The sequence below is a fragment of the Pontibacter lucknowensis genome, from assembly GCF_900156415.1.
In the GTDB taxonomy this organism is placed as follows: Bacteria; Bacteroidota; Bacteroidia; order Cytophagales; family Hymenobacteraceae; genus Pontibacter; species Pontibacter lucknowensis.
This window is the reverse complement of record NZ_FTNM01000001.1, coordinates 784,056-809,130: the sequence shown is the minus strand read 5'-3', so window position 1 is coordinate 809,130 and position 25,075 is coordinate 784,056. Positions and strand designations below refer to the sequence as shown.

The 25,075-nt window shown below is 52.3% G+C and carries 21 protein-coding genes and 1 tRNA gene; 7 read left to right on the top strand and 15 right to left on the bottom strand.

Going from position 1 to position 25,075, the window contains the following annotated elements:
• Positions 1-44: 44 nt before the first annotated feature.
• Positions 45-947, top strand: a complete 903-nt coding sequence (locus BW972_RS03610; protein ID WP_076421095.1) for a histone deacetylase family protein — start codon at positions 45-47, stop codon at positions 945-947.
• Positions 948-949: 2 nt separating this feature from the next.
• Here the strand turns inward: BW972_RS03610 and BW972_RS03605 are convergent, their stop codons facing one another.
• The 5 genes from BW972_RS03605 to BW972_RS03590 form a co-directional block, all read right to left on the bottom strand.
• Positions 950-1,162, bottom strand: a complete 213-nt coding sequence (locus BW972_RS03605) for a hypothetical protein (protein ID WP_076421093.1) — start codon at positions 1,160-1,162, stop codon at positions 950-952.
• 23 nt (positions 1,163-1,185) lie between these two features.
• On the bottom strand, positions 1,186-1,359 hold the full coding sequence (locus tag BW972_RS19835) for a hypothetical protein (protein ID WP_155801024.1): 174 nt from the start codon (positions 1,357-1,359) through the stop codon (positions 1,186-1,188).
• 42 nt (positions 1,360-1,401) lie between these two features.
• Complete coding sequence (locus tag BW972_RS03600) at positions 1,402-2,103, bottom strand: methyltransferase domain-containing protein (RefSeq protein ID WP_007660503.1); 702 nt, start codon at positions 2,101-2,103, stop codon at positions 1,402-1,404.
• Positions 2,084-3,205 (bottom strand): type III polyketide synthase, encoded by a 1,122-nt coding sequence (locus BW972_RS03595; protein ID WP_007660504.1) that lies wholly within the window; start codon positions 3,203-3,205, stop codon positions 2,084-2,086. Before BW972_RS03595 ends, BW972_RS03600 begins: the two co-directional genes overlap by 20 nt.
• A 174-nt stretch (positions 3,206-3,379) precedes the next feature.
• Positions 3,380-4,489: an NAD(P)/FAD-dependent oxidoreductase gene (locus BW972_RS03590; RefSeq protein ID WP_007660505.1), complete on the bottom strand. Its 1,110-nt coding sequence runs from the start codon at positions 4,487-4,489 to the stop codon at positions 3,380-3,382.
• A gap of 194 nt (positions 4,490-4,683) precedes the next feature.
• On the opposite strand from BW972_RS03590, the gene BW972_RS03585 reads away from it, so the two are divergent.
• Positions 4,684-5,019: a T9SS type A sorting domain-containing protein gene (locus tag BW972_RS03585; RefSeq protein ID WP_007660506.1), complete on the top strand. Its 336-nt coding sequence runs from the start codon at positions 4,684-4,686 to the stop codon at positions 5,017-5,019.
• 70 nt (positions 5,020-5,089) lie between these two features.
• Here BW972_RS03585 and BW972_RS03580 read toward each other — a convergent pair whose 3' ends face one another.
• The 3 genes from BW972_RS03580 to BW972_RS03570 all read right to left on the bottom strand — a co-directional run bounded on the left by BW972_RS03580 (position 5,090) and on the right by BW972_RS03570 (position 6,972).
• Positions 5,090-5,425, bottom strand: coding sequence for a hypothetical protein (locus BW972_RS03580; protein WP_007660507.1), 336 nt, complete (start codon positions 5,423-5,425; stop codon positions 5,090-5,092).
• Positions 5,426-5,573: 148 nt separating this feature from the next.
• A tRNA-Arg gene (locus BW972_RS03575) sits at positions 5,574-5,648 on the bottom strand.
• A gap of 70 nt (positions 5,649-5,718) precedes the next feature.
• Entirely contained in the window at positions 5,719-6,972 is a 1,254-nt protein-coding gene (locus tag BW972_RS03570) for a Pycsar system effector family protein (RefSeq protein ID WP_076421091.1), read from the bottom strand.
• A gap of 365 nt (positions 6,973-7,337) precedes the next feature.
• Between BW972_RS03570 and BW972_RS03565 the strand changes: the two genes are divergently transcribed.
• Together BW972_RS03565 and BW972_RS03560 are read left to right on the top strand one after the other, a co-directional pair.
• Entirely contained in the window at positions 7,338-11,147 is a 3,810-nt protein-coding gene (locus BW972_RS03565; protein WP_234986283.1) for a metallophosphoesterase, read from the top strand.
• Between the two features lie 80 nt (positions 11,148-11,227).
• Positions 11,228-12,277, top strand: coding sequence for a DUF6268 family outer membrane beta-barrel protein (locus tag BW972_RS03560; protein ID WP_076421089.1), 1,050 nt, complete (start codon positions 11,228-11,230; stop codon positions 12,275-12,277).
• Positions 12,278-12,355: 78 nt separating this feature from the next.
• Here the strand turns inward: BW972_RS03560 and ppk1 are convergent, their stop codons facing one another.
• From ppk1 to hflX, 3 genes are all read right to left on the bottom strand, one after another.
• Positions 12,356-14,452: a polyphosphate kinase 1 gene (gene ppk1 / locus BW972_RS03555; protein ID WP_076421086.1), complete on the bottom strand. Its 2,097-nt coding sequence runs from the start codon at positions 14,450-14,452 to the stop codon at positions 12,356-12,358.
• Between the two features lie 97 nt (positions 14,453-14,549).
• A complete protein-coding gene (locus BW972_RS03550) occupies positions 14,550-15,044 on the bottom strand; it encodes a SixA phosphatase family protein (protein WP_040574717.1) in 495 nt (164 codons plus the stop codon).
• 233 nt (positions 15,045-15,277) lie between these two features.
• Positions 15,278-16,486, bottom strand: a complete 1,209-nt coding sequence (gene hflX / locus BW972_RS03545; protein ID WP_076421084.1) for a GTPase HflX — start codon at positions 16,484-16,486, stop codon at positions 15,278-15,280.
• 211 nt (positions 16,487-16,697) lie between these two features.
• Here hflX and rfbC point away from each other — a divergent pair, with 211 nt between their 5' ends.
• Complete coding sequence (gene rfbC, locus BW972_RS03540) at positions 16,698-17,240, top strand: dTDP-4-dehydrorhamnose 3,5-epimerase (RefSeq protein WP_007654104.1); 543 nt, start codon at positions 16,698-16,700, stop codon at positions 17,238-17,240.
• 128 nt (positions 17,241-17,368) lie between these two features.
• Here rfbC and BW972_RS03535 read toward each other — a convergent pair whose 3' ends face one another.
• The 3 genes from BW972_RS03535 to BW972_RS03525 form a co-directional block, all read right to left on the bottom strand.
• The gene (locus BW972_RS03535) at positions 17,369-18,544 is read right to left on the bottom strand and encodes a T9SS type A sorting domain-containing protein (protein ID WP_076421081.1); all 1,176 of its coding nucleotides are present in this window, start codon (positions 18,542-18,544) and stop codon (positions 17,369-17,371) included.
• A 674-nt stretch (positions 18,545-19,218) separates the two neighbouring features.
• The gene (locus BW972_RS03530; protein WP_007654095.1) at positions 19,219-19,929 is read right to left on the bottom strand and encodes a hypothetical protein; all 711 of its coding nucleotides are present in this window, start codon (positions 19,927-19,929) and stop codon (positions 19,219-19,221) included.
• Between the two features lie 293 nt (positions 19,930-20,222).
• Complete coding sequence (locus BW972_RS03525; protein ID WP_076421078.1) at positions 20,223-21,509, bottom strand: UDP-N-acetylmuramoyl-tripeptide--D-alanyl-D-alanine ligase; 1,287 nt, start codon at positions 21,507-21,509, stop codon at positions 20,223-20,225.
• Positions 21,510-21,616: 107 nt separating this feature from the next.
• Between BW972_RS03525 and BW972_RS03520 the strand changes: the two genes are divergently transcribed.
• The gene (locus tag BW972_RS03520) at positions 21,617-23,878 is read left to right on the top strand and encodes a T9SS type A sorting domain-containing protein (RefSeq protein ID WP_143731827.1); all 2,262 of its coding nucleotides are present in this window, start codon (positions 21,617-21,619) and stop codon (positions 23,876-23,878) included.
• A complete protein-coding gene (locus tag BW972_RS03515; protein WP_007652794.1) occupies positions 23,878-24,255 on the top strand; it encodes a hypothetical protein in 378 nt (125 codons plus the stop codon). The genes BW972_RS03520 and BW972_RS03515 overlap by 1 nt, the downstream gene beginning before the upstream one ends.
• Here the strand turns inward: BW972_RS03515 and BW972_RS03510 are convergent.
• Positions 24,247-25,020: an amidohydrolase gene (locus BW972_RS03510; RefSeq protein WP_076421072.1), complete on the bottom strand. Its 774-nt coding sequence runs from the start codon at positions 25,018-25,020 to the stop codon at positions 24,247-24,249. The two genes, BW972_RS03515 and BW972_RS03510, sit on opposite strands and share 9 nt — an antisense overlap.
• Positions 25,021-25,075 lie beyond the last annotated feature (55 nt).

The following is a 25,075-nucleotide window of genomic DNA, read 5'->3' as shown; positions in this document are numbered from 1 at the left end:
CGGTGGATAAACCAGTGGCGGTGTATAAATGTTAATTTTGCACTATGCTAAAAATTGCCTGGTCCGAAATATTCGCACACTCCCTCCCCGAAGGCCACCGCTTTCCGATGGCCAAGTACGATTTGCTGCCCGAGCAGCTGCTCTATGAAGGCACTATTACGAAAGACAATCTCTTCGCCCCCGAACCGCTACAGGAACAATACATTCTTGACACCCACGACGCCACCTATTGGCAGCGCCTGCGCGACCTGGAGCTAAGTCCGTCGGAGATTCGAAAGACGGGTTTTCCATTGTCTGAGCAACTGGTGCAGCGGGAGGTCGTGATCATGAATGGTACGCTGCAGGCATCGCTGTTTGCGCTGGAGTTTGGCATCGGCATGAACATAGCCGGCGGCACGCACCATGCCTTCACAGACAGGGGCGAGGGCTTCTGTCTGCTCAACGACATAGCCATAGCGGCCAATCACCTGCTTAAATATAAGGGGATAAAGAAAGTGCTGGTGGTGGATCTGGACGTGCACCAGGGCAACGGCACGGCACAGATTTTCAGGAACGAGCCACGAGTGTTTACCTTCAGCATGCACGGTGGGCATAACTATCCCTTCCACAAAGAACAATCGGACCTGGATGTACCGCTGGCAGAGGGAACTGATGATAAAACCTATTTGAAATTATTAGGAGAGCACCTGCCGCGGTTGCTGGACGAGCAGGAGCCCGGCTTTGTGTTTTTTCAGTCAGGAGTGGATGTGCTGGCAACTGACAAACTCGGGAAGCTGGGTATGAGCATAGCCGGCTGTAAAGAGCGCGACCGCATGGTGCTGGAGGCTTGCGCACGCCATCGCATACCTGTCACGGTCAGTATGGGCGGGGGCTACTCCAAACAGATCGCGCACATTGTAGAGGCGCACGCCAATACCTTCCGGCTGGCGCAGCAGCTCTTTTTCTAAACCTAAGGCCTGGACTTCAGCTTATCGTCTTCGCTCTTACCTTTTGCACCAGGCAGTATCAGCTTGAGCACGATATAAATGATCGGGGCCAGTACAAGCACCAGAATCACAAACAGTACAGCCTTAAGCACCTTCACAAAAATAGAGATGATCAGGGCTGAGATAATGATGGACACCACGAAGAGGATCCAGAAGTTAAGCGTGCTTTTGTTCATGTCAAAAGGGTTAAGTGAGCGATTCAGCTATACCTGTTGCGGGCGTGCCGCAGCACCAGGTAAATAGCCGGTTGCAGCGTAGCGATTAATGCCAGTGCCAGCCACACATTTGTGACAAACTCGCGGGACCAGGCGAAGTAGAACGCCGCGGCAGCCACAAGTACCGAGAGCAGGTAAGGCATGTTGATCCGTCGCATTATAAGGGAGTTGGTTTGTATACCTTGTTAAGATACTAATTGTTAAGCTTTTTTCAAAAGAAGCTGCCACCGAAAAGCCCACATCCAGCGCAGGCTATACCTGTCTATACCTGCCTGCTGCACTAATTGCTGCAATTCCTCTCTCCGGAATGCCCGCCAGACTGAAAGCGGTGCGTCATTTTTAACCAGGTAGGAATCTGAGAAAAACCGGGTGAGCAATTTAATAGAATGATAGGCCAGCCAGTGACGGTGCAGGTCGTTGACGATAACGGCTATACCTGCCTGCCGGTGCAGCTGCCGGAACATGTGCACCAGCTGATCATCGGTGAAGTGATGGCAGAACAGGCTGCAAACCACAATGTCGTATTGCTGATGCTGAAAACGCTCTGAAAATACATCGTGCTGCTCCAGTTCTATTTCGGGGAAGCCGCCGCAGCGCTGGCGGGCATACTGCACCATAAAGTCATTGGCGTCTATACCTGTGAGCTGCAGCGGAATGTTTTTGCGGCGGGCCCACTTGGCAATGTGACGCAGCGTGTCGCCACCGCCGCAGCCGATATCGGCCAATCGAAGGGGCGGACCTTTGTGTCCGTCCAGCAGCTGCTCCAGCGCGTCGAGTACCACCTTGTAGCCACCCAGCCAGGTGTTGATCACTTCCAGCTCCTCCAGGTTGCGCCGCAACTCGTCACCCGACAAGTTGAGGTCGTCCATCAGTTCGGCTTGGTTAGACCTTTGCTTCAGCATAGTGCACCTTCAATAGCATCGATTCCAATGTGAGGCCGGGGCCAAAGGCAAAGCTCAGCACCGGTTCATCTTTTTCCTGTGTGGTCAGGCTGGCCATCAGCTCCTTCAGCACAAACAGTACCGTGGCCGACGACATGTTGCCGAACTCGTGCAGCACCCGGTAGGCGAAGCGGTTGTCGTCGCGTGTCAGGCCGAGTTCCTGCTCTATCACCTCGAGTATGCGGCGCCCGCCAGGGTGTATGGCAAACAGCTTGATCTCCGAAACGGTAGTGCGGAGGCCTTGCAGCAAACGTTCTGTGAGTTGTTTGATGCCGTTTTTGATCAGATCCGGAACATACGAGGAGAGGGTCATCTCAAAACCTGTGTCGCCGATGTGCCATGCCATTTCGCGTTTGCCGGCAGGCGCCAGGTCACAGTGGAAAGACTGCAGCTCCAAGCTTACCTCCCGACAAGGCTGCCCCTGCATGAGCACTGCCGCTGCGCCATCGCCAAAGAGCGCGTTCGACACCAGATGGTCCTGCTCCTGATTTTTCTGAAAGTGGATGGTGCAGATCTCGGTGCACACTAGCATCACCCTGGCACTTGGGTCAGCCTTGCAGATGGCGTCGGCCAGCTTAATAGCATTGAATGCTGCATAGCAGCCCATGAAATTAACAGCCGTGCGCTGCACACAGGAGTTCAGTTCGAGTCGCTCCACAAGCTCAATATCGAGACCGGGGGCATACATGCCCGTGCAGCTCACGGTGATCAGGTGGGTAAGGCTCTGCAGGGTAGTATCGCTGACCTGGGCCAGGCAATTGCGAACCGCCTGCTCTGACAGGTCGAGGGCGTGCTTGCGGTATACCTCCATGCGCTGCTGCACCGTGGGGAAGGGCTCGAGGTCATGCGTGTTGGGGAAGAAGGTATAGTCTCCGTTTTGTCGGGTGAAGTCTTCGAGCACGCTGTAACGCTGGCTTATGCCTGATACGCGGTAGAGGGCTTTGAGCTTGCGGCTTCCTTGCTCATCGAGCTGGTGAGCCGCTGCCATAAAATCGGCCACCTGCATCTGAGGGATTTTGTGTGGCGGGTTAGCCGTGCCGATACCGCATATATAGCTTTTCATAAGCTGGTGTGTGCTAAGAATTTGTTTCAAGGCAATTGGAATGCTATGGGCTTGCCCGTCTGTCATAGGTATAGCGGCAACAGGCAAGTAAACACTATGTTTGTGCTTCTTCCTAAAAAGACGCAGCCACAGGTTTGGATAAGTACGAAAGCGACCGTTTTAAGATGTATAGGTTTAGAAAGGCTGACCGTGGGTTTGGCGCATGATCAGGCGCACCGCTGCGGGCAGGTAACGCAGTGTGCCTACCGCCAGCTCCGAGAGCAGCGGGTTGCCAAACAACCGCTGCACGGCACGCCCAACCTGCAAGCGTTGTTCAAACTGCTTTTTCCAAGCCAGGGTATATCCCCTCTCCAGTGACTCCCGATTGTGGCCGTTTTCAAAATAGCGCACCACCTGCTCTGACGCCAGTTTGCCTGCGTGTATGGCCATGGCCATGCCGTTGCCGCAAAGTGGCGTGATCATACCGGCCGCATCACCGCACATCAGCATGTGGTGCTCCACACAGGTTTTAGTGGCGAAGGATATCTCATTGATAACTTCGGGGTGTTCATATAGAAACTCAGCCTCTGCAAAAATGCGGCGAAGGTGCGGGTTCTGCTGCAGTATGGCCTGCTCCATGGCAGGTATAGAACCGTGGCGGCGCAGGTTCTCGCGGGTAGTCAGGTAGCAGAAGCAGTAGCGGCCGTCCTCAATGGCGGAAATGCCGGCATAGCCGTCTTTGAAATTGTGAAGCGCGATCAGGTCGGTGGGCATGTCGAAGCGCAGGTGGTACTTCACGCCGATGTAAGGGGAGCGCCTGGTAAAGTAGGAGCGGTTGAGCTGGCGGTCGAGGGCACTACGTTTGCCGTAAGCGCCAAGTACGATTTCTGCACGAAGGGTGTCGCCGTCCGAGAGTTTTAGTGCAAATCGGTTATCCGTGAACTGCACGTCCTGCACCGCCGTCTGCAGCCTTACCTGCACTCCTTTGGCCAATGCCACCTGGTACAGGAAGTGATCCAGGGTATAGCGGCTTATGCCAAACCCGCCCAGGTCGAGTGGCGACTCCAGCGTAGCCCCTTTGGGAGAGGTGAGCATAAAGCGGGAAATAGAAGCCGGTTGTAGCGTTGCCGGATCAGCTCCGATACTGCGCAAATAGGGAAGTACTTCGTTTGAGACATACTCTCCGCACACCTTATGCAAGGGGTAGGACTTTTTTTCGATGAGCGTCACAGAAAGCCCTCGCCCGGCTAGTGCAATTGCACTGGTTAACCCGGCAAGGCCCCCTCCGATAACCACTATCTGCATAATTGACAAGCTTTATGTTTTAAGTCCAAAAAAACTTTCGGCTATTTAGTGAAAGCATTCGTTCTGGTGCGTAAAATGCAAGAACAAATTATCACTCCAGACGTTAACAATATGGAACAACTTTTGTATATACTAAGAAGGACAAGATCTTAATTTTCAATATGAAGCAAATTATACTTACTCTCTTTTTCTGTATGGCAGTTTTACTGGCACAGGCCCAGGTACGGGAGCCGGCTCCGGGACAAACTGAAACAAAGAATAAGAGCTTAGAGCAACAGGAAAAAGAGGTTGCCATATACCCTAACCCCAACAACGGGGTTTTTACGATTTCGTTTGCCCAGCTAGATGCCCGGCAGGTGGAGTTGCGTATTCTGAATGTGATCGGCAATGAGGTGTATCAGGAAGTGATCAGCCGTCCGGACATTCAGACAACCAAAACCGTAGACCTGACCCGGCTTGCCAAAGGGCTGTACTATGTGAAGATAGAAGCTGAAGGCTACAGTTCTGTCAGAAGGGTTGTAGTTAAATAAGAAAACATGCATTTACAACGAAGGCCGCCCTGCAAGCAGGGCGGCCTTCGTTGTTTTAGGCTTAAAGGGTTTATTCCGGCAGGATGGCCTTGGATACAAAGCCGGTATAAGCGGTAGTGTCGCGGTGCACTCGCGCTTTTACAAACATGGCATCGGAAGTGTCGAGCACCTGGATGAGCTGTGTGGTGTCAAAGTGCAGCAGGCTGTTTGCCTGAAAGCTGGCTGTTTTGTAGACCTCTCCACCAATCAGAGGTCTGGTGGCGTATAGCACGTCTGCAGGGAGCCCTCCGGTCTCGCTGGCTACGGTAGCTTCAGAGTCGTCCGCTTCCATACTCCGCTGTTCGCTGTTGCAGGCCGTAATGCTGACAAAGATAGCCAGCATGCAGGCAGTTAAAGTTGTTTTCATGGTGTTAGAGAGTGGCTTCAGCTCTAATATAGGGAATAAAATATGAAATCGGAAATATAGCGTCGTTGCAAAGTAGCTCAGACTCTTCCTATTAAGTGGAGCCAGTAGGGGTTAGTTCCCCAAATACACTGAAAAATAACTCTTGCATTGGTGGCCCTGTCAGGAATCGAACCTGAATCTAGAGTTTAGGAAACTCCTATTCTATCCATTGAACTACAGGGCCAGGTAATCCGGAATAAGCTTCCGGGCAGCCTGCACAAATTTAGCTTAATTCCGACTATTTACAAGTTCGACTACTGCTGCGGGGTTTGCTCCTGTGCTGGCAGTCCCTGTGGGGTCGGTTCCACGATAGGTGCATCATACAAGGCTATTGAAATGCCAAAGGCGATTACCGTAAGTACCAATCCCACCATAAAGATGGAGTAGGAGATGCGCAGGATCTTGTACTTGCGGCTCAGTACTTCGCCCAGGTAGTAAATGTCGGTAATCATGTTGGTGTAAAGCGACTTTTTGTCGCGCATGATCTCATGCATGCCATTCTGGAAATCCTCCAGTGGAATATTAGTGAAGTTACCGAAGAAAAGCAGGTTCACCTTTTTGCTATTGATCTTTTTTCGGTTGAAAGAGAAACTCGTCACTTCAGGCTGCGCTGAGATGATGGCGAAGATGACAGAGCCAAGTGTGGTGAGCAGCAGCATGCCGACGGGTATAAGCAGCGAGCGGTGCTGGGCAAACTCAGCTCCTGTAATGGAGGTCTTGGTACTGAGGTACGTGATGATTACCGACATGATAATGGCGTTAAGGCTGATCATCATGTTGGCCTTGTTATCGGCAATGGCGCTCAGGTTGAGGTGAGTACGATAGGTGTTGCGAAACATAGTCTCGATACCGCGCTTCGGCTGGGCGAGTGTTTCGCGTTGCTCTTTCTCTTCCTTTTTTTTCTTTTTCGACTCTTTGTGCAGCTGGTTACGCTGCTCCTGTATGTTCAGGCCAAGCTGCGCGGCGTATTTATGCTGGGCTTTGGCGGTATAGAAGGTTGTGGAAAGCAGAAATTCCATCTGAAACTGCGCCCACTCCTGATCTGAGAAAAACTTCTCTTTAAAGATCTCCCACTCCACGCGCAGCAGCTCGGCTGTGGCAAAAAATGTTTCTTTGCCAATGTTTGCCATATCTGCATCAATAATAATCTCCTGCAGCAGTGTTTCAGGCTTGGTGCCGTGCCTGGTGGCCATGATGCAATCGGTTACGCGGGTAATGCGCTCAGGCGGGTAGTTGTTTTCCTGCAGCCACGAGGTGGCGAAACGCACGCTCTCCTCTTCGTGTCCGTCGTAAGCGGTTACATAGCCGGTATCATGAAACCAGGCTGCCAGTTCCAGGTCCTGCAGCTCTTCCGGGCTCAGATCGTATAGCTCTCCCAACTGGCGTGCTTCGTTGGCAGTCTCGAAGGTGTGTTTATAATTGTGATAAACAAGCTTTTTAGACAGTTGTTCCTTAAAAAGCCTGAAAACGTACTCACTGGCTTGTTTGACGATATCTTGTTCTTCCATAACGGTGTTTGCCGCCATTGTCAGGTAGCTCTGCAGTAGATGCACAGTTGTGAGCGGCGGTTGAAGGTGGTGCTAGTATTCTTTTGCCGTTACGGTGAATAGCGCTTTTTGTTGAAAAGAGCAATCCCGACGCTCAAAACGCTCTATATAGTGAAGCAATAACTTAATGCCGCCGCCATACGTTATCTATTTCAGCCCGGACGCAACCGTGGCGCACTTTCGGGCTCTGATACCAACCATGCATTACCAAACCCAAGCACCGCTTTCAGTCCTCTCCGTACGGCAGCAAACCCATCGTCAGTCGTTGTGTTTATACCGTCACACTTGCTTTTGCTAGACAGGACATCCCGTACACACAGAACCTTATGAAAAACCGTCTTCACCTTATTTCTGTTATCCTGCGTCCCCTGGCCGTGGGCTTCTTCTTGATACTCCTACAGGCCTGTGCCACCAAAAAACCTTACTACAGCCGTGACGTGCTCAACTGGGAACAGAAAGAGCCCAAGCCCGACAACAAAGTAAACTACACCGTGTTCCTGATCGGTGACGTGGGCGCTCCTGACTTAAAGGAACAGGAGCCTTCGCTGAAGCTCATGCAAAAGCAGATGAACGAAGTGGGGGCACAGAGCGCGACCATCTTTTTGGGTGACAATGTGTACCACAATGGCCTGCCTGAGCCGGGCCGTTACGACCGGGAGGTATCGGAGCAGCGCCTCAATGCGCAGCTTGATGTGCTGCGTGGCTATAAAGGAGAGAAGTACATGATCCCGGGCAACCACGACTGGAACCACAGCGGCCGCGGAGGTATAGAGTATGTGGTGCGCCAGCAAAACTACGTGAACGAGTACCTCACCGAAGAAGGCATAGTGGTAGGAGGCGATTTTTACGTGCCCGGCGATGCTTGCCCCGGCCCTTATGAGGTGAAAATAAGCGATGACGTGGTACTGATTGCGCTCGACTCTGAGTGGTGGCTGCACCCCTGGGAGCGTCCCTACGGTGCCGGCAGCAACTGCTGGGCCTCTACAGAGGCCGACTTGCTGGTGAAGCTCGAAGACATTATTGAAAAGCACCAGGGCTCTAATATCGTGGTAGTGGCGCACCACCCTTTGTTTACCCGTGGAAATCACGGCGGCTTCTTCACCCTGAAAGACCACGTTTTCCCCCTCACCATGCTACGAGACTGGATCTACCTGCCGCTGCCTGTGATCGGGTCCATCTATCCTTTTGCCCGCAAGTACGGCGGCATCCTGCAGGATATTCCGCACCCACGCTACACGGCTTATATCGAAGGGCTGCTCAACATATTTGATAAGTATGATAACATCGTGTACGCCGCAGGACACGAGCACTCGTTGCAGCACTACAAGTACAACAACCTGACGCACATCGTAAGCGGCTCAGGCTGTAAGACACAGCATGTAAAGCCGGGTGGCACGGCCATGTATACCCACGAAGTAAAAGGTTTTGCCAAACTGCTTTACTATGAAAATGGAGAAGCCTGGGTAGAGTACTGGACGCCGGTGGGCGATGGTTCAGAGGGCACCATGACTTTCCGGACGCCGCTCTATGCCAAGGAGCCCCGCCGCAAGAGAGGAGCTGTGGTCGATGAGACCAACTACGCTGACAGCACCATTGTAGTCGCTGCCAATGACGACTACACCGCCAGAGGCCTGCGTCGCACGCTGCTGGGCGAGCATTACCGCCGCGAATGGGCCACCCCCGTGGAAGTGCCACTGTTGGATATGCGCAACGAAATGGGTGGTCTCACCCCATACCAGAAGGGTGGAGGCAAACAGACAGCCTCCCTGAAAGTGCGCAACCCGGATGCTCGGGAGTATACCCTGCGCACCGTTGACAAAGACCCGACAATGGCCTTGCCGGAGTACCTGCGCCAAACCGCCGCCAAGGCGTTGCTGCAGGACCAGGTATCGGCCCAGCACCCTTATGGTGCATTGGCTATACCTAAGCTGGCAGATGCCGCAGGCGTGTTTCACACCAATCCCAAACTGGTATACATTCCCCAGACGCCCTACCTGCGCCAGTACATGGATGAGTTCAGCAACACACTGGCCTTTCTGGAAGAAGACGCTGACGAAAACCACGAGGACGTGGAGAGCCTGGGCTTTGCCGAAAACCTGGTGGGTACCGATAAGGTGCTGAAAGAGCTGCGGCAGGACAATGATAATCAGGTAAATCAGCAGGAATTCGTGCGAGCCCGCCTGTTCGACATGCTCGTCGGCGACTGGGACCGTCACGAGGGACAGTGGCGCTGGAAAGAGGAGAAGACCGACAGTGGCAAGGTATACATCCCGGTGCCCGAAGACCGTGACCAGGTGTTTTTCAAAGCAGATGGCGTCATACCCTGGCTGGCTACCCGTAAGTGGGGCGTGCGCAACGTGCAGAACTTTAGCCACGACTTCCGCGACATTGTAGGACTCAACCTGAGCGCCCTCACCATCGATCGCTCCTTTACGCCAGCCATCACGCGACAGGACTGGATTCGCATTGCCGAGGAGATAAAAGCAGGTGTGACCGATCAGGTGATAGAAGAGGCCATCAACCAATGGCCGGCAGAGGTGCGGGCGATATCAGGTAATGAGATCAAAGCCAAGCTGCGCTCCCGCCGCGACAAGCTGCCGCAGGCGGCAGAGGCCTACTACGAGCACATCTCTGAAATGGTGGATGTAGCCGGCAGCGACAAGCACGAGCACTTTGTGGTGAACCGCCTGAACGACGAGGAAACGCACCTGACGGTATACAAGATCAATAAAGAAGGCGAACTGCGTGACACTTTGTACAAACGCACCTTCTACACCTCCGAAACCAAAGAGCTGCGCCTGTACGGGCAGCGTGGCAAAGATATGTTTGAGGTGAATGGGGATGTGAACAAAGGAATAATTGTGCGCATTATCGGTGGTAACGACGAAGACGTGATCAGCGATAACTCACGCGTGGCTGGTCTTAGAAGACACACGGTGGTGTATGACACGAAGGAGGGCAACGTGTTCAACTTCGGGCCAGAAACAAAGGACCAAACCAGCATCAGTCCGGATGTGAACTTCTATGACCGTGATAATCACAAACTGCCTTACCTGGGCCCTCGTTTGTCGCTGGAATATAACGTGGATGACGGGCTGTTTATAGGGGCAGGGGTGCTGGCACGCACACATAAGTTCCGCAAATCGCCTTATGCGGCGGAACACCTGCTGGAGGGAAATTACGCCTTTTACACCAACTCCTTTAACGTGCGCTATGCCGGCGATATCCGACAGGTATTCGGCAACTGGAACATCGGGGTAAACGCCGCCATACAGGGGCCGCAGTACCAGCGCAACTTCTACGGCTACGGTAATGATACCCGACAGCAGGACGGACTGGATGACTCCTTTTACCGTGTCCGGTTTAAGCGGGTGAACGTAGGAGCGACGCTCAATAACAACTTAGCGCCATTCTTTAAAATCGGTATAGGGCCGACTTACGACCGCTTCCGGGTGGTGAACTCTGAGCAAGACACATACCTGGTGAACGAGGCAATGAATGGCCGTTTAGAACCGGGGACCTATGACTTTGAGCAGGACCGCTTTGAGTCGCAGCATTATGTAGGGCTGATGGCTTTTGCTGATCTGGACGTGCTGGGCGAGGGCAATCAGAAGAACCCGCGCATTGGGATGCGCCTGCACAACCGCCTGAGTTACAACAAGCAGACAGACGGCGAAGGACTCAGCTATACCCATGTAAGCTCTGAGTTCGCCTTTTACCTGACGCCTAACTTCCCATTCCAGCTCACCTGGGCGGGGCGTCTGGGGGCAGCGCATAATTTCGGTGACTTCCGCTTCTATCAGGCCAACACGCTGGGTGGCATGGACAACATGCGCGGCTACCGCCGTACCCGGTTTGCCGGCCGCAGTGCGATCTTTGCCAATGCCGAGGCCCGCCTGTCGCTTTTCGACTTCAACCTATACCTGACGCCGGGCCGACTGGGCGTGCTGGGCTTGTATGACGTAGGCCGAGTGTACTACGATGGTGAGCGCGACGCCGCCTTCTTCCGCAGTTTACACACGGGCATCGGCGGGGGCGTGTGGGCCGATATCATGCAGAAGAACGTGATTGTGCTGACCTATGCCAAAGGCGACGTGGAGAGGCTATGGACATTAAGCTTCGGCTTTTTATTCTAAAATAATCTAAAGACGTATAGCAAAAAGTGCCGTGATTCAGGCACTTTTTGCTTTTACCGCTCCTTAACAAGCCTTAAACTATGAAATTAATCCTGCCTAAATTACTCCTTATACCTTTGCTCCTGATAGGAGAACAAGCACTAGCCCAGGAAACTGAACGGGACCTGATGGATGTGCAGAAACAAACGATAGATTACGCCAGCCCGGGGGTGCGGGGTATGGGCCGAAGCCGTGGCATTGTGATCGGCTATGAGCGTCTGCCGCAATTCAATATGGAGTCGGAGTCAGATCACCCGGAGGTGGGCAATGGGCGTGCGCGGGTACGGCGGCACAATAAGTTTTTTGTGCGGGCATTGGCTCCGATCATGAACAAGCCTAATAACAAGCTGATCCTGGGTATAGACCATAAATTTGAGGAGTTCAACTTCGAGAGTGTATCACCGGCTTCCTACAGCCTTTACCGTAACCTGGAAGATAAAAACCTGAAGAGCCTGGGCTTGCAGCTGGCTTTCCTGCATTCGTTTGATGAGGTACGCTTTATGCTGGTGCGTGCAAAAGGTGAACTGAACGGGGACTATACCCGCGACAATGTAAACGTATCAGACTACCTGAAAACAACCGTGGACCTGGCCTATGGCTGGAAACGCAGCCCTGATTTTGCCTGGGGTGTGGGCCTGCAGCTTGGCTATACCTTCGGGCGTCAGCGTATCTACCCAGGCATTATGTACAACCGCACCTTCAACGATCGCTGGGGCGTGGAGTCCATCTTCCCGGCTAACCTGCGGGTGCGCTACAATGTGTCCGAAAAAACACTGCTCTATACCGGCTACCGCATTGAGGGTGCCAGTTACAACCTGTACGCCGACGAACCGCCGCTCTCACAGTTCAACGACATTGAGCTGCGCCGCACCGACATTAAGGCGCTGTTGCGACTGGAGCAGGAGATCTATGACTTCCTGTGGTTTGCCGTGGAAGGCGGCTTCCGGCAGTACTACCGCCACCGTGCTTTTGATGTAGTAGGCTCTCGCGACGAGCTGATTACCAATACCCTGGCCGGAGCAGGCTACATCGGTATAGAACTCTATGCAGTGCCGCCCCGCAAGCTGCTGGAGCGTAGTCAGAACAGATAAGTAACTCAGGTCTAGGTATAGCAAAGCCCGACCCGCAGGTATAGCGAGTCGGGCTTTGTTGCTTTGGGGGGCCTACTTCTATTTGCTTGCCGACTCCATACCTGCCGGGATCAGACTGCGCAGATACTCGTAGGTAGCATACTGTGATCGGATATGGGTAGGGCTTACCTGCTCTACATAGCTGTTGTCGATATCGCGAGCCTTGGTATCATCAGCCAGCTGATAGTCTATGATCGTGCGCAATTCCTGGATCAGATCCTTCTGCAGGATCGGGAAAGCCACTTCCACCCGGCGGCTTAGGTTTCGGACCATCCAGTCAGCGGACGCCACATAGTACTCCTCTTTGCCATTGTTGTGGAAGATGTATACCCGCGCATGCTCCAGATAACGGTCCACGATGCTGCGCACCTGTATGTTCTCGCTCAGCCCCTCTACCCCCGGCACCAGGCAGCAGATGCCCCGCACCAACAGATCTATCTTCACACCGGCCTGGCTGGCGGCATACAGTTTCCTGATCATGCGCTCGTCCTGCAGGGCATTCATTTTGAGGATCATAGAAGCAGGCTTGCCTTTTCGGGCATTTTTGATTTCCCGGTTGATCATCTCCACAAAGCGGTCCCGCATGTTGATGGGCGCCATCAGCAGTTTCTTGAACTTCTTGTCATGCTGGCGATCGATGAAGAAGTTGAAGACCTGTTCCACATCCTGCGTGATCTCCTTGTGGGAGGTGAACAGCGCGTGGTCAGCATAAATCTTGGAAGTGTCTTCATTGTAATTGCCGGTGCTCAGGTAGGCGTAGTTCACCAGTTTGCCGTCCTCGTTGCGGGTGATCAGGCCCAGCTTGGTGTGTACCTTGAGATCAGGCAAGCCCAGTATCACATTAGCTCCGGCCTTTTGCAGCTTGCCTGCCCAGAAGATGTTAGACTCTTCATCAAATCGGGCCTTGAGTTCTACTACTACCGTTACCAGTTTTCCATTCTTGGCAGCTTTTACCAGCGACTTAGCAATGGCTGAGTTATCAGCTACGCGGTATAGGGTAGCGCTCATGGCGGTAACTTTCGGGTCTTTAGCAGCTTCATCGAACAGGCGCAACACGTAGCCAAAGGACTGGTACGGGTAGTGTACCAGGTAGTCCCGCTTTTTCATGGCCTCAATCAGGCTTTCTTCCTGCTCCAGGAGCGGATGCACCAGCGTAGGCTGTGGCGTGTACTTGAGGTCGGGTAGGTTGAAGTCCGGGAACTGAAAGAAGTCACGGAAGTTATGGTACTTGCTGCCTTCCACCAGTTCGTCTTCTGATATGCCCGTGTGCGCCATAATGGCTTCGAGCATTGGCTTTGGTGTGACAGGGTCATACAGGAGGCGGGCTGGATAACCCGTTTCACGCTTCTTCAGACTCTTCTGGATTTTAGCCATCAGGCTGCCTGATACTTCTTCCTCAATATCCAGTTCAGCATCGCGCGATACCTTCACGGCATGTGCCTCAAAGCGGGTGTAGTTGGGGTACAGCGCGGGCAGGCAGAAGCGAATCACATCATCCAGGAACATCACGTAACGTTGCTTGCCTACCGTAGGGAGCTTCACAAAGCGGCTGCCATGCTTCTTGGTGGGTATTTCGAGCATAGAGAAGCGCTCGGGCTTCAGATCTTCCTTCTTAGGGTCGAATAGATGCACACCCAGGTATACAGTCTGGTCCTTTAGGAAAAAGTGCGTCTCAGTGTCGTCAAGCAGAAGCGGCAGGATGTGCGGCTGTATGTGCTCGGTAAAGTACTCGCGCACCCACTTCTGTTGCGTTTTGTTCAGGTCGTTCTCGGTGAGGAGGTTGATATGATGCTGGCGCAGGTCTGCCAGTATGCCTTCTCTGAACACCTCCCCGAATTCCTCCTGCTGGCGCTTCACTTCCTGCATCACCTGATCGAATGTATCGACAGGATCCTCGGAGAGTTTGTCACGGGTTTTCTTTTTGAGCTTGATCAGTCGCTTGAGTGTGGCTACCCGCACCTTGAAGTACTCGTCGAGGTTGGCCGAGAAGATAGCCATAAACTTGACACGCTCCAGCAGCGGCACGGTGCGGTCTTTGGCCTCCTGCAGCACGCGGTAGTTGAATGCCAGCCAGCTGAGTTCGCGGTTGATCAGCGGTGTGGTGGTCGGTTTTTTATCTTCGGTATTAATTTCCATGGTTTTGTATGTTGCCCGGTGCGGCGCAATGTGATAAAGGTATGAGCATAGCTTCCAGGTGTGGGGTTATACCTGTGAGCTATGCCGGTGTGCTGTGTTATTTGTGGTTTTTAGGTACATCGTAGAACAATAGCTCGGCATTGTCACGCTTGATGTCATACCAGCTGTCGCAGTTAAAGCGCAAGGCCACTACGCCGGCTGTTGGCATGCTGGCCACATGTTTGGGTGAGAGCATATTGGCAAACTCTGAGATGGATTCATTGTGCCCCACCATCATCATGCTGTCTACATCGGCGGGTGCTTCACGGGCTATCTCAAGCAGCTCTTCGGCACTTGCGCCATACATACGATCATTTACTGCAATATCATCGGCATCGTAATCGAGCTCGCGGGCTACCAGCGTGGCGGTGGTAAGCGCCCGCACAGCAGGGCTCGACAGTATGAGTTGTAGCTGGGCATTGTTGGCTGCCAGTTCCTGCCCCATAAGCGGAGCGTCGTTGCGGCCGCGTTTGTTCAGTGGTCGGTCATGGTCGCTCAGCTCTTCGAACTTCCAGCTGGATTTGGCATGACGCATGATATATAAGGTTTTCATAAGGTAAATCTCTTTCAGAAAGGTATAGCAAGATGCCAGGTACATAGTACGGTTGCTATGCAAGGTGTTTACTGAAAGCAAAGGAAATTTGTTGTGAGGATGGAGCTTAGATTGACTTTGGGGAAGGCTTGGCAGGTATAGCTGAAGGTTAGACAGGTATATTAGGCCCTTGAAAACAAAAAGGGAACAGCCCTTGCCGGACCATTCCCCCTTTCTGATGTTTCAAAAATGGCTTACACGTTGTTTGGGTAGCGCTCAAAATGAATTTCTGCTACACGGCGCTGCAGCTCGGCACGCAACTCATCGATGTTGATACGGTTGGTAGCTGAAATGAACAGGGCTGGGGCATGCACCTTGGCCATGTAGGTCGCTTTCAGGTCGTCGATGGAAGGGCGCACGTTGCTGTGGCCATCCTCGTTGATACCCGCTTCCTCTGCCAGCTCCTGCTCGCGCTGCTCCAGGTACTGGTCTATTTTGTTGAACACCAGCAGTACCGGCTTGTCGGCTGAGTTGATGTCGAGCAGCGTGTTGTTCACTACCGCAATGTGGTCCTCAAACGAAGGGTGCGACACATCCACCACGTGTACCAGCAGATCAGCCTCGCGGATCTCGTCGAGCGTGGACTTAAAGGCCTCGATGAGTTTGGTCGGCAACTTGCGGATGAACCCTACCGTGTCGGAGAGCAGGAATGGGATGTTGTCAAGCACCACTTTGCGCACCGTGGCGTCTACTGTCGCGAAGAGTTTGTTTTCGGCAAACACGTCGGATTTGGAGAGCAGGTTCATCAGGGTGGATTTGCCCACGTTCGTATACCCTACCAGGGCTACGCGCACCATGCCTGCCCGCGATTTGCGCTGCTCAAAATTCTGTTTCTCGAACTTCTCCAGTCGTTCGCGCAAGAGCGAGATTTTGTCGCGCACAATACGGCGGTCCGTCTCGATCTCGGTTTCACCCGGACCCTTCATACCGATACCACCTTTTTGTTTGGAAAGGTGAGTCCAAAGGTTCGTCAGGCGGGGCAGCAGGTACTGGTACTGGGCCATTTCTACCTGGGCGTGTGCCTGAGCGGTTTTGGCACGGAGCGCGAAGATGTCGAGGATGAGTAAGCTGCGGTCCACGATCTTCACCTGCAACTCACGCTCGATGTTGCGCACCTGCGAGGGGGTGAGGTCATCGTCGAAGATCACCATATCCACGTTGTGCTCCTTCACATAGGCTTTGATTTCCTCGAGTTTGCCGCTGCCCACAAAGGTGGCACGGTCAGGCTTGTCGAGTTTCTGCACAAAGCGCTTCATGGTTACGGCGCCGGCTGTTTCGGTCAGGAAGGCCAGTTCGTCGAGGTATTCGTTAGTTTGTTCGTCGGTTTGCTTATAACCAGGCACAGCCACCAGCACGGCGGTTTCCTGCGGCTTGGCGGTTTCGTAGTATTTTTGTTTACCCATTTTCAGATGTTAAGCGTAGCGGTTTGTCAGCCTTTTTTCGGCGTGAATCATTGTACGTAATTGTTCCCGGCCCCGGTCAAAATTAGCAGGTATAGCGCCGTGGAAGCAGGCAGGATGGACGCAAGTTAGTTGAAAAATTTCAGAAGAAAGGGGAAAAAACCTAACTTGCCACCCTTCTAAAAGAACCAAAGCAGATCCATTTACACCAGCTATGCAGCATAAGACCTATCACATTGAAGGCCTGATCGAATTTATACCACGCGTGTTCCGCGACGAGCGTGGCTGGTTCATGGAAACCTACAATGCCAGCATGTTTGCGCCCTTCGGCATCAACCCGGTCTTTGTGCAGGACAACGAGTCTGTTTCTAGAAAAGGCGTGCTGCGCGGCCTGCATTTTCAGAGGCCGCCTTATGCGCAGGGCAAACTGGTGCGGGTTGCTTCGGGCCGTGCGCTGGATGTGGCGCTCGACCTCCGCAAAAACTCCCCCACTTACGGACAGCACGCCACCTGCATACTCGATGCGGAGCAGCATAACATGCTCTATATTCCGGAAGGCTTTGCCCACGGCTTTGTAGCGCTGGAAGACAACACCAGTTTCCTCTACAAATGCACCAACCTGTATCATCAGCCATCCGAAGGCGGTATCCTCTGGAACGACCCAGCCCTGGGTATAGACTGGGGTATAGCCCAGCCGCTGGTTTCGCCCAAGGACGAAGTACTGCCGCTGCTACAGGATTTTGTCTCGCCGTTTTGAGTGCCTGGACAAAAGAACTTAAAATATTGGCCAATTGTCTGATTTTTTAGATTTATGATGTCTCCTGCTTATAAATGACAAGGCCCACGATTAAAACAATCGTGGGCCTTGTTTATTCACCAGGGTGGTTACTTCTTTATTATCATTCTTCTGGTCGTGGATTTGCCCTTATGCTCTATTCTGAGCATGTAGGTGCCAGCAGGTATACCTTTTGTGCTAACTTTGGTTTTCTTGCCCTTGGCTTTGCCGGAAAGGCGCTGGTTTCCCTGCAAGTCATACAAGGTATAGCTGTAGCTCTCGTCTGAACTTCCGGAAAGTTCTAAGGTGAACTCGTCTGCGGTGACTGGATTCGGGCTAAACATAGGCTCTGCACCATTGTCGCAGTCGCGGATCTCGTAGAGCATCACAAACTGCTGTGTCCAGCCGAGAGGAGTTTCAACCTCTAAGCCGATTGACATGCGGGAGCTAAAGTTAAACCCTGCTGCCGTTACAGTAAGTGTTGAGCCTGTTAAGTCGCCGTGGCTGCTCACATTGCCAACTGCCCAACGGTAGCGCGATGGCTGCCCCTGATATCCGTTACTGTAAACAGGAGCAAAAGTGTGCTGTTCGTAGGGGCAGGTAGGGTGTTTGGCACTGCCAAAATAGCTGAAGTATAAAATTTCTGGTTGGCCCACCCAAACATTTTTGGTTAAAGTGCTACTGCCACACTGCGCACTATTGGCCGTTACCTTTACCCAGCCTGCGCCACTGTAACCGGGCCGCTGCGAGATCGCTACGGTCGTTGACGTGCTTTGCAGCGGTGACACTTGCCCATTAATGAGGATGTTGCTACTGGCCTCCCAGGTATAGCTGGTAGCACCGGCTACTGAGGTTATGCTAAAGGAAGATGCAGTATTTCCTATATCGTAAGGTGCGTTGTTGAACGTCGGTGTAGGCAGGCTGCTGTTGTAGTTGATGGTGATAGGTGTTGAGTTGACCGCCTTGTTAGGGGTGGTGCAGGTAATGTTGGCCGCTACCGATACCTGCCCGCCATTCGTGCCGCTCGGTATGGCGGAGATAGAATTGCCGGAAGCAGATCCCGAAATCGTCCAGCCCTGCGGAAGCGACCAGGTATAGGATGTGGCTCCCGTCACGGCTGGAACCGAGAGGTTAACAGGGTTTCTGTCGCCGCAGTGCAAATTGGTTTTGGAAGCAGTGATTGCGCTTACCTGAGGTTCGCGCGTAATAGTGAGTGTGCTGTAATTGCTATAGAAGTTTACCCTTGGTACACTGCTTATGCTGCATTCCTGGTTCAGGCCTCTCACTTTTACCTGGCCTCCGGACCCTGCTGCAGGTATAACCGAGATGGAGTAGGAAGGAGTCGTAAAGGTGCCCGTCTTATTGTCATTAGTGCGCCAACCGGATGGTAGCGTCCATTCATAGGTGTCTACATATAAAGTAGAAGAATAGGATGGGTTAGAGCTGCTTGGGGTGTTAGGAATTGCGAGCCTATCTATAGCTAACGTTATAGGGGCTGTGCTGCACCAGTCTATACTGTGGCTTGATTTTGCTACGTTGTTTACCTTAACTTGTGAGGGGTTAACACCGTTTATAGATTTGATTATGACGCCACCAGTAGTTGGTGTGCCATCATTAGATTTGTTGTTACAGGACGTAATTGTTACTTTTAATTCTCCTTTATTTGTTACATCGTTCCAGATTACTTCTACAGAACTGTTGGATGTAGTGTAATCATCACTGCTGTTAGTAATGTAAAATTTGCCGTTGGTAATAGACCATTTAAAAGAGCAGCCTGCATAATTGGCAGAAGCAGAACCACCTGCTGGAAAAGCTGTATAAGCAATTCTATTTCCAGGACATTGGGGAACTCTGCCATCAGGCGTTAAAGCTGTTTTGCAGCTAATAAAAATGGGGCTATTAAGAATAGCAGTAAGAAGTAGAGCTTCTTCATAAGTTTGTTTTTAGGTTAATTTAAATTTTAGAAAGTCCAGTTAAGATTGACAAACGTTATTGGGATGTAGGAAAAAACAAGTTTGTTGGTAGTATAGTCAATATAGGTCTTGGGGTTGCCGAAACTATCGTACTCTGGTGAGTATGTTTTGAGAGAGAGTACGAGATCTTGCGAGCTTTTTACTTTGCTTAAGTGGAATGCTGTTTCTGTCGATAAATAAAATCTGGTGCCAATATTAATGCGGAAGCCAATAAACGGTCTTATTCCGAAAGAGGTGGTAGTAAGAAGATCTTTTGAATGCTTCTCTATTACACCATATGGGTCCGGTTCACTGAATTCGTCCCACATCTCTATATTCCTCACTTTCTGCTGATAAAAACCATCAGTTCCGTAATACAGTGTGAATAGTTTGCTGAGCGGTCTCTGCCATTCGTAGCCAATACTTCCCCCAAAGAGAAAGTCTGTAATTTCGTCACGACGATTTGTGTAAGACTGCGTAGAGTCAGACTTGGCATACATCCCCTCTGCTCCAAACCGAATGGCCCCATTACGGGAAAACTGGTATTTGTACATAAGATGCAGCGGCATGCGGCTAGCAGGGTCAGCTAATCTATCAAGTATTACGTGCGTGTTTATGACAATATGGTGACGGTATAACGCTATTGAATCCTGCGATTGGGCAGACGCAAATTGGCAGGCGAAGAGAAGGAGGAAAATTAGAGAGTATTTGATTTTCATAAAAGGTAGGGGTAAATGGGTAATAATTATATGCGAATATATTTAAAGTTATATGTATAATGTTATCTATAAAAAGTAACTTATATTTAATTTATAATAAATATTATTTTATGTATCTGATGTTGGTTGATGTTGTAATAAGATATATTTTTGATTTAAATAATATCGGTTTGAGTCGTATTGGTAACAAAGTGGCAGACTTAAATTAAAACGAACAGAATAAATAAAAGCGCCTGGTAAAACGGGTCTACCAGGCGCTAACTGTTGTACTGATTAAAGAGTAATCTCTAGCTCTACAACACCTCCACCAGCGTCTCCAGCCCCATACCTCTGGAGCCCTTCACCAGCACATAGCTCTCCGAAACCGGATTAGCCTGCAACCAGCTCTGAAGCTCAGGCTTTGTAGCGAAGTAATGGAATTTGCTGTCAGTTTCAGCCGCATGCTTCATCTCCGGTCCGCAAAGCAGTACCGTGTCAAAATTCTGTTCGGCTATGATCTCACCAATAGCTTTGTGCTCGGAGGCACTTTCAGTGCCCATCTCCAGCATATCACCCACGATCACCACCTTGCGGGGGGCGTTCATGCCGCCAAAGTTTCGGATAGCCGCAGCCATCGAAGTAGGGTTGGCATTGTAGGCGTCCAGAATCAGGGTGTTGCTGCCTTTCTGCATCACTTGCGAACGGTTATTCACAGGGCTGTAGTTGGCGATGGCGGTGTTGGCTTTCGCCAGCGACACACCGAAATACTTGCCTATACAGGCCGCGGCCGCCATGTTCTCATAGTTGTAGCTGCCTACCAGTTGAGTATTTACCACGTTACCTTCCTCGTCTTTGTACACCACGTAAGGGGAGGCCTCCAGCAATTCGCTGTGGTAAAAATCGCCTTGGGCAGGGTAGGTTACTTTACTTTCAATGCGGCGGCTCATGCGCATCAGGTGCTCATTGCCAGTGTTCACAAACACGGTGCCGCCATGCTCCAGCAGGTGCACGTACAGCTCGCTCTTGCCGCGGGCCACACCCTCCAGGCTACCAAAGCCCTCCAGGTGCGCCTTACCGATGTTAGTAATCATGCCGTGCGTGGGCTGGGCAATGCTGCTCAGCAAAGCAATCTCCCCGATGTGGTTGGCGCCCATTTCGATGATCGCCATTTCGTGCTCGGGCTTGAGGCGAAGCAAAGTCAGCGGTACACCAATGTGGTTGTTGAGGTTGCCCTGGGTATAGAGGGTGTTGAACTTTTGGCTCAGCACGGCATAGATCAGCTCCTTGGTTGTGGTTTTGCCGTTGCTGCCTGTGATGCCGATCACCGGTATGCTGAGTTGCCGGCGGTGGTGACGGGCCAGGTCCTGTAGTGCCTGCAGCGTGTCTTCCACCACAAACACGTTGTCAGATGCCAGCGTCGGGTCGTCTACCACAGCGTATTTGGCGCCTTTCTCTAAGGCACCCTGCACAAATTTGGCTCCCTTAAAATTAGGTCCGTTCAGGGCAAAGAACAGGCTCTGGTCCTGCGGGGCACGGGAGTCGGTGCTGACGTGGCGGCACTCCAGGTATTTTTGGTAAAGAAAGTCGATGCTGTTCGGCATGAAATGCGTATTTTTAGTCTATAAATTGGTGGCAGCATGCTGAGCTTAGGTATAGCCGACGGCTGCCATGGCAATATACAATCAAAACGGCAAAAGCAACAGCCCGATTGCCCAACGAACTGCCTATGCGCTACCTGTTTTACATCCTCCTTTTTTTGCTGCTCATACCTAATGCGTTTGCTCAGGAACCCTTGCGATTCAGCCAACGCAGTGATATTCCGGTTACGGCTAATAGTGCCCAGTTGCAGAATCCCTGGGGTGGTGGGCTCAACACCCCGCAGTTCTCCACCATCGACCTGAACAAAGACGGTCGCGACGACCTGTTTATCTTCGATCGTATGTTGCGCAAGGTCTATACCTACCTGGCTGTCCAGCAGGGAGGTCAGTGGCGCTATCAGTATGCGCCCGAGTATGAAGTCATGTTTCCGGCCGAACTGGAAAACTGGGTGCTGCTGCGTGACTACAACTGCGATGGCCTGAAAGACATTTTTACGAGTACACCCCTGGGTATACGGGTATACCGCCAGGAGGCAAGCAGCAACAAGTATCCGACTTTTGTGCTGGCACAGGATGCCCTCTTTTACCGGAGCCGCAATGGCGTGAACACCATCAATATGCAAATGAATATTTCCGATATACCTGCCATTGTGGACATGGACGGCGACGGCGACCTGGATATCCTGCTGTCGGAGTTTTCGGGGGGCTATACCCTGGAGTACTACCAGAATATGCAGGTAGAAGAAGGCAAGCCCTGTGGCACGCTGGAGTTCGCGCTCGGCTCCGATTGGTGGGGGCAGATCACGGAATGCCATGGCTGCAACAATTTTGGATTCGGGATACAGTGCCGTATGGCCGCACCGCTGCACTCCGGTCACGATGGCTCGGCTTTGCTGGCGATAGATCTGAATGGCGACGGCGCAAAAGACCTGTTGATGGGAAGTGTGGAGTGCAAAGACCTGGTGATGATGGAAAACAAAGGCACTAGCACATTGGCCCGCATGGAAAGCTTTGAACCCGTTTTCCCTGTTGGCCCAAAGCCAGCCAGTTTTAATCTGTTCCCGGCGGCTTATTACGAAGACGTAACCTTCGATGGTATACCTGACCTGCTCGTAGCCCCAAACAGCAACGAGAACATGGGGAACCTGGAGCTGCAGCGCTCGTCCTGGCTGTACCGCAACACCGGTTCAGTCAGCCAGCCAAACTTTGAATTTGCCCAAGACAACTTCCTGCAGAGCCAAATGATCGACCTGGGCGAAAACGCCTACCCTGCCTTTGCGGATATTGATGGCGACGGCCTGCTTGACCTGGTGGTTGGAAACGGGCGGTCGGATCGCAATGGCCGCTTCGTAGCGACGCTCAGCCTCTATCGCAACACCGGTACTTTAGCTGAGCCCGCCTTCACGCTTATCACAGACGACTACCTTGCCCTGTCCACTAAGGACATGTTATCACTAAAGCCATCCTTATTTGATATCAACAAAGATGGAGTACTTGATCTGGTCCTGACTTATAAAATGGCAAACGAGCAGCATGGTTCAGGGCATCATGGGGGGAGCACGACACAGATTGCTTACTTCATAAACGATGCGAAATCCGGACAGCCTGCCGCTTTCAATACGGCTCGCCTGTTTCACCTGCATACCCTGGCTGATGGTGATACTCCTCACTTATTTCAGGTAGATGCCCAGCGAGTAGATATGCTGGTTGGTAAAGCCGGTGGTACGCTGGACTACTATCGCTCTTCCGGAAACGGCTTTGTGCTGGAGAAACAAAGCATCGGCGGAATCAAATTTGACTTCTACCGCCGCAACCTGGCGCCAGCTGTAGTGGACATAGACGGCAACGCCAAGCTAGATCTGCTCACGGTGGATGACAGTGGGGCCCTGCGTATTTACCGTGATTTCCTGGATCATCTGAACGGCGACTTTACCGAGACGACCGAGGTGTTGGAAAACGAGCTGACAGGAGAAGCACATGCCACCCGTTTTGGTCGCGGACTCGGTCTGGCTGTGGCTGAACTGGGCGGACCTTACCAGCTATACCTGGCCATTGGCACGCAGGGAGGAGGCCTATACCTGCTGCAGCAAACAGGCGGCAACTACGGTAATCCAAATGATAAGCCAAGTGGCCTGGGACTAAAGGTATACCCGAATCCGGTGGCCGGAGCGCAGGAGCCTGTGCAGGTGCAGGCGAGTGAGTCAGTATCGCTGGTACTGCACGACATGATCGGGCGCAAGGTATACGATGGGGCTGACAACTACAACCGCCGCCATACCTTAAGGTTGAGCCATCTGAAAGCCGGCGTATACCTGCTGCGCGCCACCTCCCGCAACGGCTGCCACGAAACCCGCAGACTGGTAGTACACTGATGCAGGCCTTTCTGTTAATAGACCTTTCGGAGGAAAGCAAATTTGAGAAGCCCATCCTGCAGTTGGTGCGGCAGCACGCGCCGGCTATACCTGTCTTTGATGTAGACGCTAAGTCCGATGCCACCTTGCAACAGTACGCTGTGCGCCTGCTTCAGGAAAATCCCGAAACGGTGGTGTGCGTAAAGGGTGGGGCAGGAGATTTGAACCGGCTGATGCCCTTGCTGGAAGAACTGCTTTTGCCGCATCCGCAGCGTCACCTCCTGCTCGTGGGGCAGCAACCCCGTCTGCTGCGCATGCTGCAGTCCCGGCCAGGTATAGCCTATACTTTTCTGGCAGATGAAGACGCGCTTCGCCAGTTTCTGACAGAATCAGTTTAACGTAAAATCGTCGGCATCAAGGTGCGCCGGGAAAGCTTCTCTGAAATCGGTTAACTCCTGCTTGCTCAACGTGATGGTGTGCATACCTTCCGCTTCGGTGGTTTCGAGGAGCTTATACCCTTTGGGGTGGATAATGGCTGAGTCGCCGGAGTACGGATGCCCGTTTCCGTCCGTGCCGACGCGGTTTACGCCCACCACATAGCTCAGGTTCTCGATGGCCCGGGCCTGCAGCAGGATGCTCCAGGCATTGGCTCGTGGCTTAGGCCAGTTAGCTACGTAGAGCAGCAAATCATACTCGCTACCTACGTTGCGGCTCCATACCGGGAAGCGCAAGTCATAGCACACCAGGGGGCAAATTTTCCAGCCTCTTAACTCCACCAGCAGCTTCTCTTGTCCTGGGGTATAGGTATGGTGCTCCTTTGCCATCCGGAACAGGTGGCGCTTGTTGTAATGCTCGTAAGTACCGTCCGGACGCACCCAGTACAGCCGGTTGAAGTACTGCTCACCCTCCCGCACGATCACACTACCCGTCAGCACAGCCTCGTGTTTCGCTGCTTCCTCCTTCATCCACTCTAGCGTAGGTCCTTCTGTCTCTTCCGCCAGCCCGGAAGCATCCATGCTAAAACCCGTCGTAAACATCTCGGGCAGCACGACCAGGTCTGTGTCGGGTGCTACTAAGGCTAGTTTTTCAGAGAACATGCTTCGGTTAGCAGCAGCGTCTTGCCAGTGCAGGCTGGTTTGGATGATGGTTACACGGAGGTCCATTTTTTAATGTGCTAATATCTTGAGGAAGAATGATTGCTATTTAAAACAACCGACA

What these genes read in the sequence shown, in the direction of transcription:
- BW972_RS03560 (WP_076421089.1), top strand. Translation starts at nt 11,228, where the DNA reads ATGAAATTAATCCTGCCTAAATTACTCCTTATACCTTTGCTCCTGATA.
- rfbC (WP_007654104.1), top strand. Translation starts at nt 16,698, where the DNA reads ATGCAGCATAAGACCTATCACATTGAAGGCCTGATCGAATTTATACCA.
- BW972_RS03530 (WP_007654095.1), bottom strand. Translation starts at nt 19,929, where the DNA reads ATGAAAATCAAATACTCTCTAATTTTCCTCCTTCTCTTCGCCTGCCAA.
- BW972_RS03605 (WP_076421093.1), bottom strand. Translation starts at nt 1,162, where the DNA reads ATGAACAAAAGCACGCTTAACTTCTGGATCCTCTTCGTGGTGTCCATC.
- BW972_RS03580 (WP_007660507.1), bottom strand. Translation starts at nt 5,425, where the DNA reads ATGAAAACAACTTTAACTGCCTGCATGCTGGCTATCTTTGTCAGCATT.
- BW972_RS03570 (WP_076421091.1), bottom strand. Translation starts at nt 6,972, where the DNA reads ATGGAAGAACAAGATATCGTCAAACAAGCCAGTGAGTACGTTTTCAGG.
- hflX (WP_076421084.1), bottom strand. Translation starts at nt 16,486, where the DNA reads ATGGGTAAACAAAAATACTACGAAACCGCCAAGCCGCAGGAAACCGCC.
- BW972_RS19835 (WP_155801024.1), bottom strand. Translation starts at nt 1,359, where the DNA reads ATGCGACGGATCAACATGCCTTACCTGCTCTCGGTACTTGTGGCTGCC.
- BW972_RS03550 (WP_040574717.1), bottom strand. Translation starts at nt 15,044, where the DNA reads ATGAAAACCTTATATATCATGCGTCATGCCAAATCCAGCTGGAAGTTC.
- ppk1 (WP_076421086.1), bottom strand. Translation starts at nt 14,452, where the DNA reads ATGGAAATTAATACCGAAGATAAAAAACCGACCACCACACCGCTGATC.
- BW972_RS03525 (WP_076421078.1), bottom strand. Translation starts at nt 21,509, where the DNA reads ATGCCGAACAGCATCGACTTTCTTTACCAAAAATACCTGGAGTGCCGC.
- BW972_RS03610 (WP_076421095.1), top strand. Translation starts at nt 45, where the DNA reads ATGCTAAAAATTGCCTGGTCCGAAATATTCGCACACTCCCTCCCCGAA.
- BW972_RS03515 (WP_007652794.1), top strand. Translation starts at nt 23,878, where the DNA reads ATGCAGGCCTTTCTGTTAATAGACCTTTCGGAGGAAAGCAAATTTGAG.
- BW972_RS03510 (WP_076421072.1), bottom strand. Translation starts at nt 25,020, where the DNA reads ATGGACCTCCGTGTAACCATCATCCAAACCAGCCTGCACTGGCAAGAC.
- BW972_RS03600 (WP_007660503.1), bottom strand. Translation starts at nt 2,103, where the DNA reads ATGCTGAAGCAAAGGTCTAACCAAGCCGAACTGATGGACGACCTCAAC.
- BW972_RS03595 (WP_007660504.1), bottom strand. Translation starts at nt 3,205, where the DNA reads ATGAAAAGCTATATATGCGGTATCGGCACGGCTAACCCGCCACACAAA.
- BW972_RS03565 (WP_234986283.1), top strand. Translation starts at nt 7,338, where the DNA reads ATGAAAAACCGTCTTCACCTTATTTCTGTTATCCTGCGTCCCCTGGCC.
- BW972_RS03590 (WP_007660505.1), bottom strand. Translation starts at nt 4,489, where the DNA reads ATGCAGATAGTGGTTATCGGAGGGGGCCTTGCCGGGTTAACCAGTGCA.
- BW972_RS03585 (WP_007660506.1), top strand. Translation starts at nt 4,684, where the DNA reads ATGGCAGTTTTACTGGCACAGGCCCAGGTACGGGAGCCGGCTCCGGGA.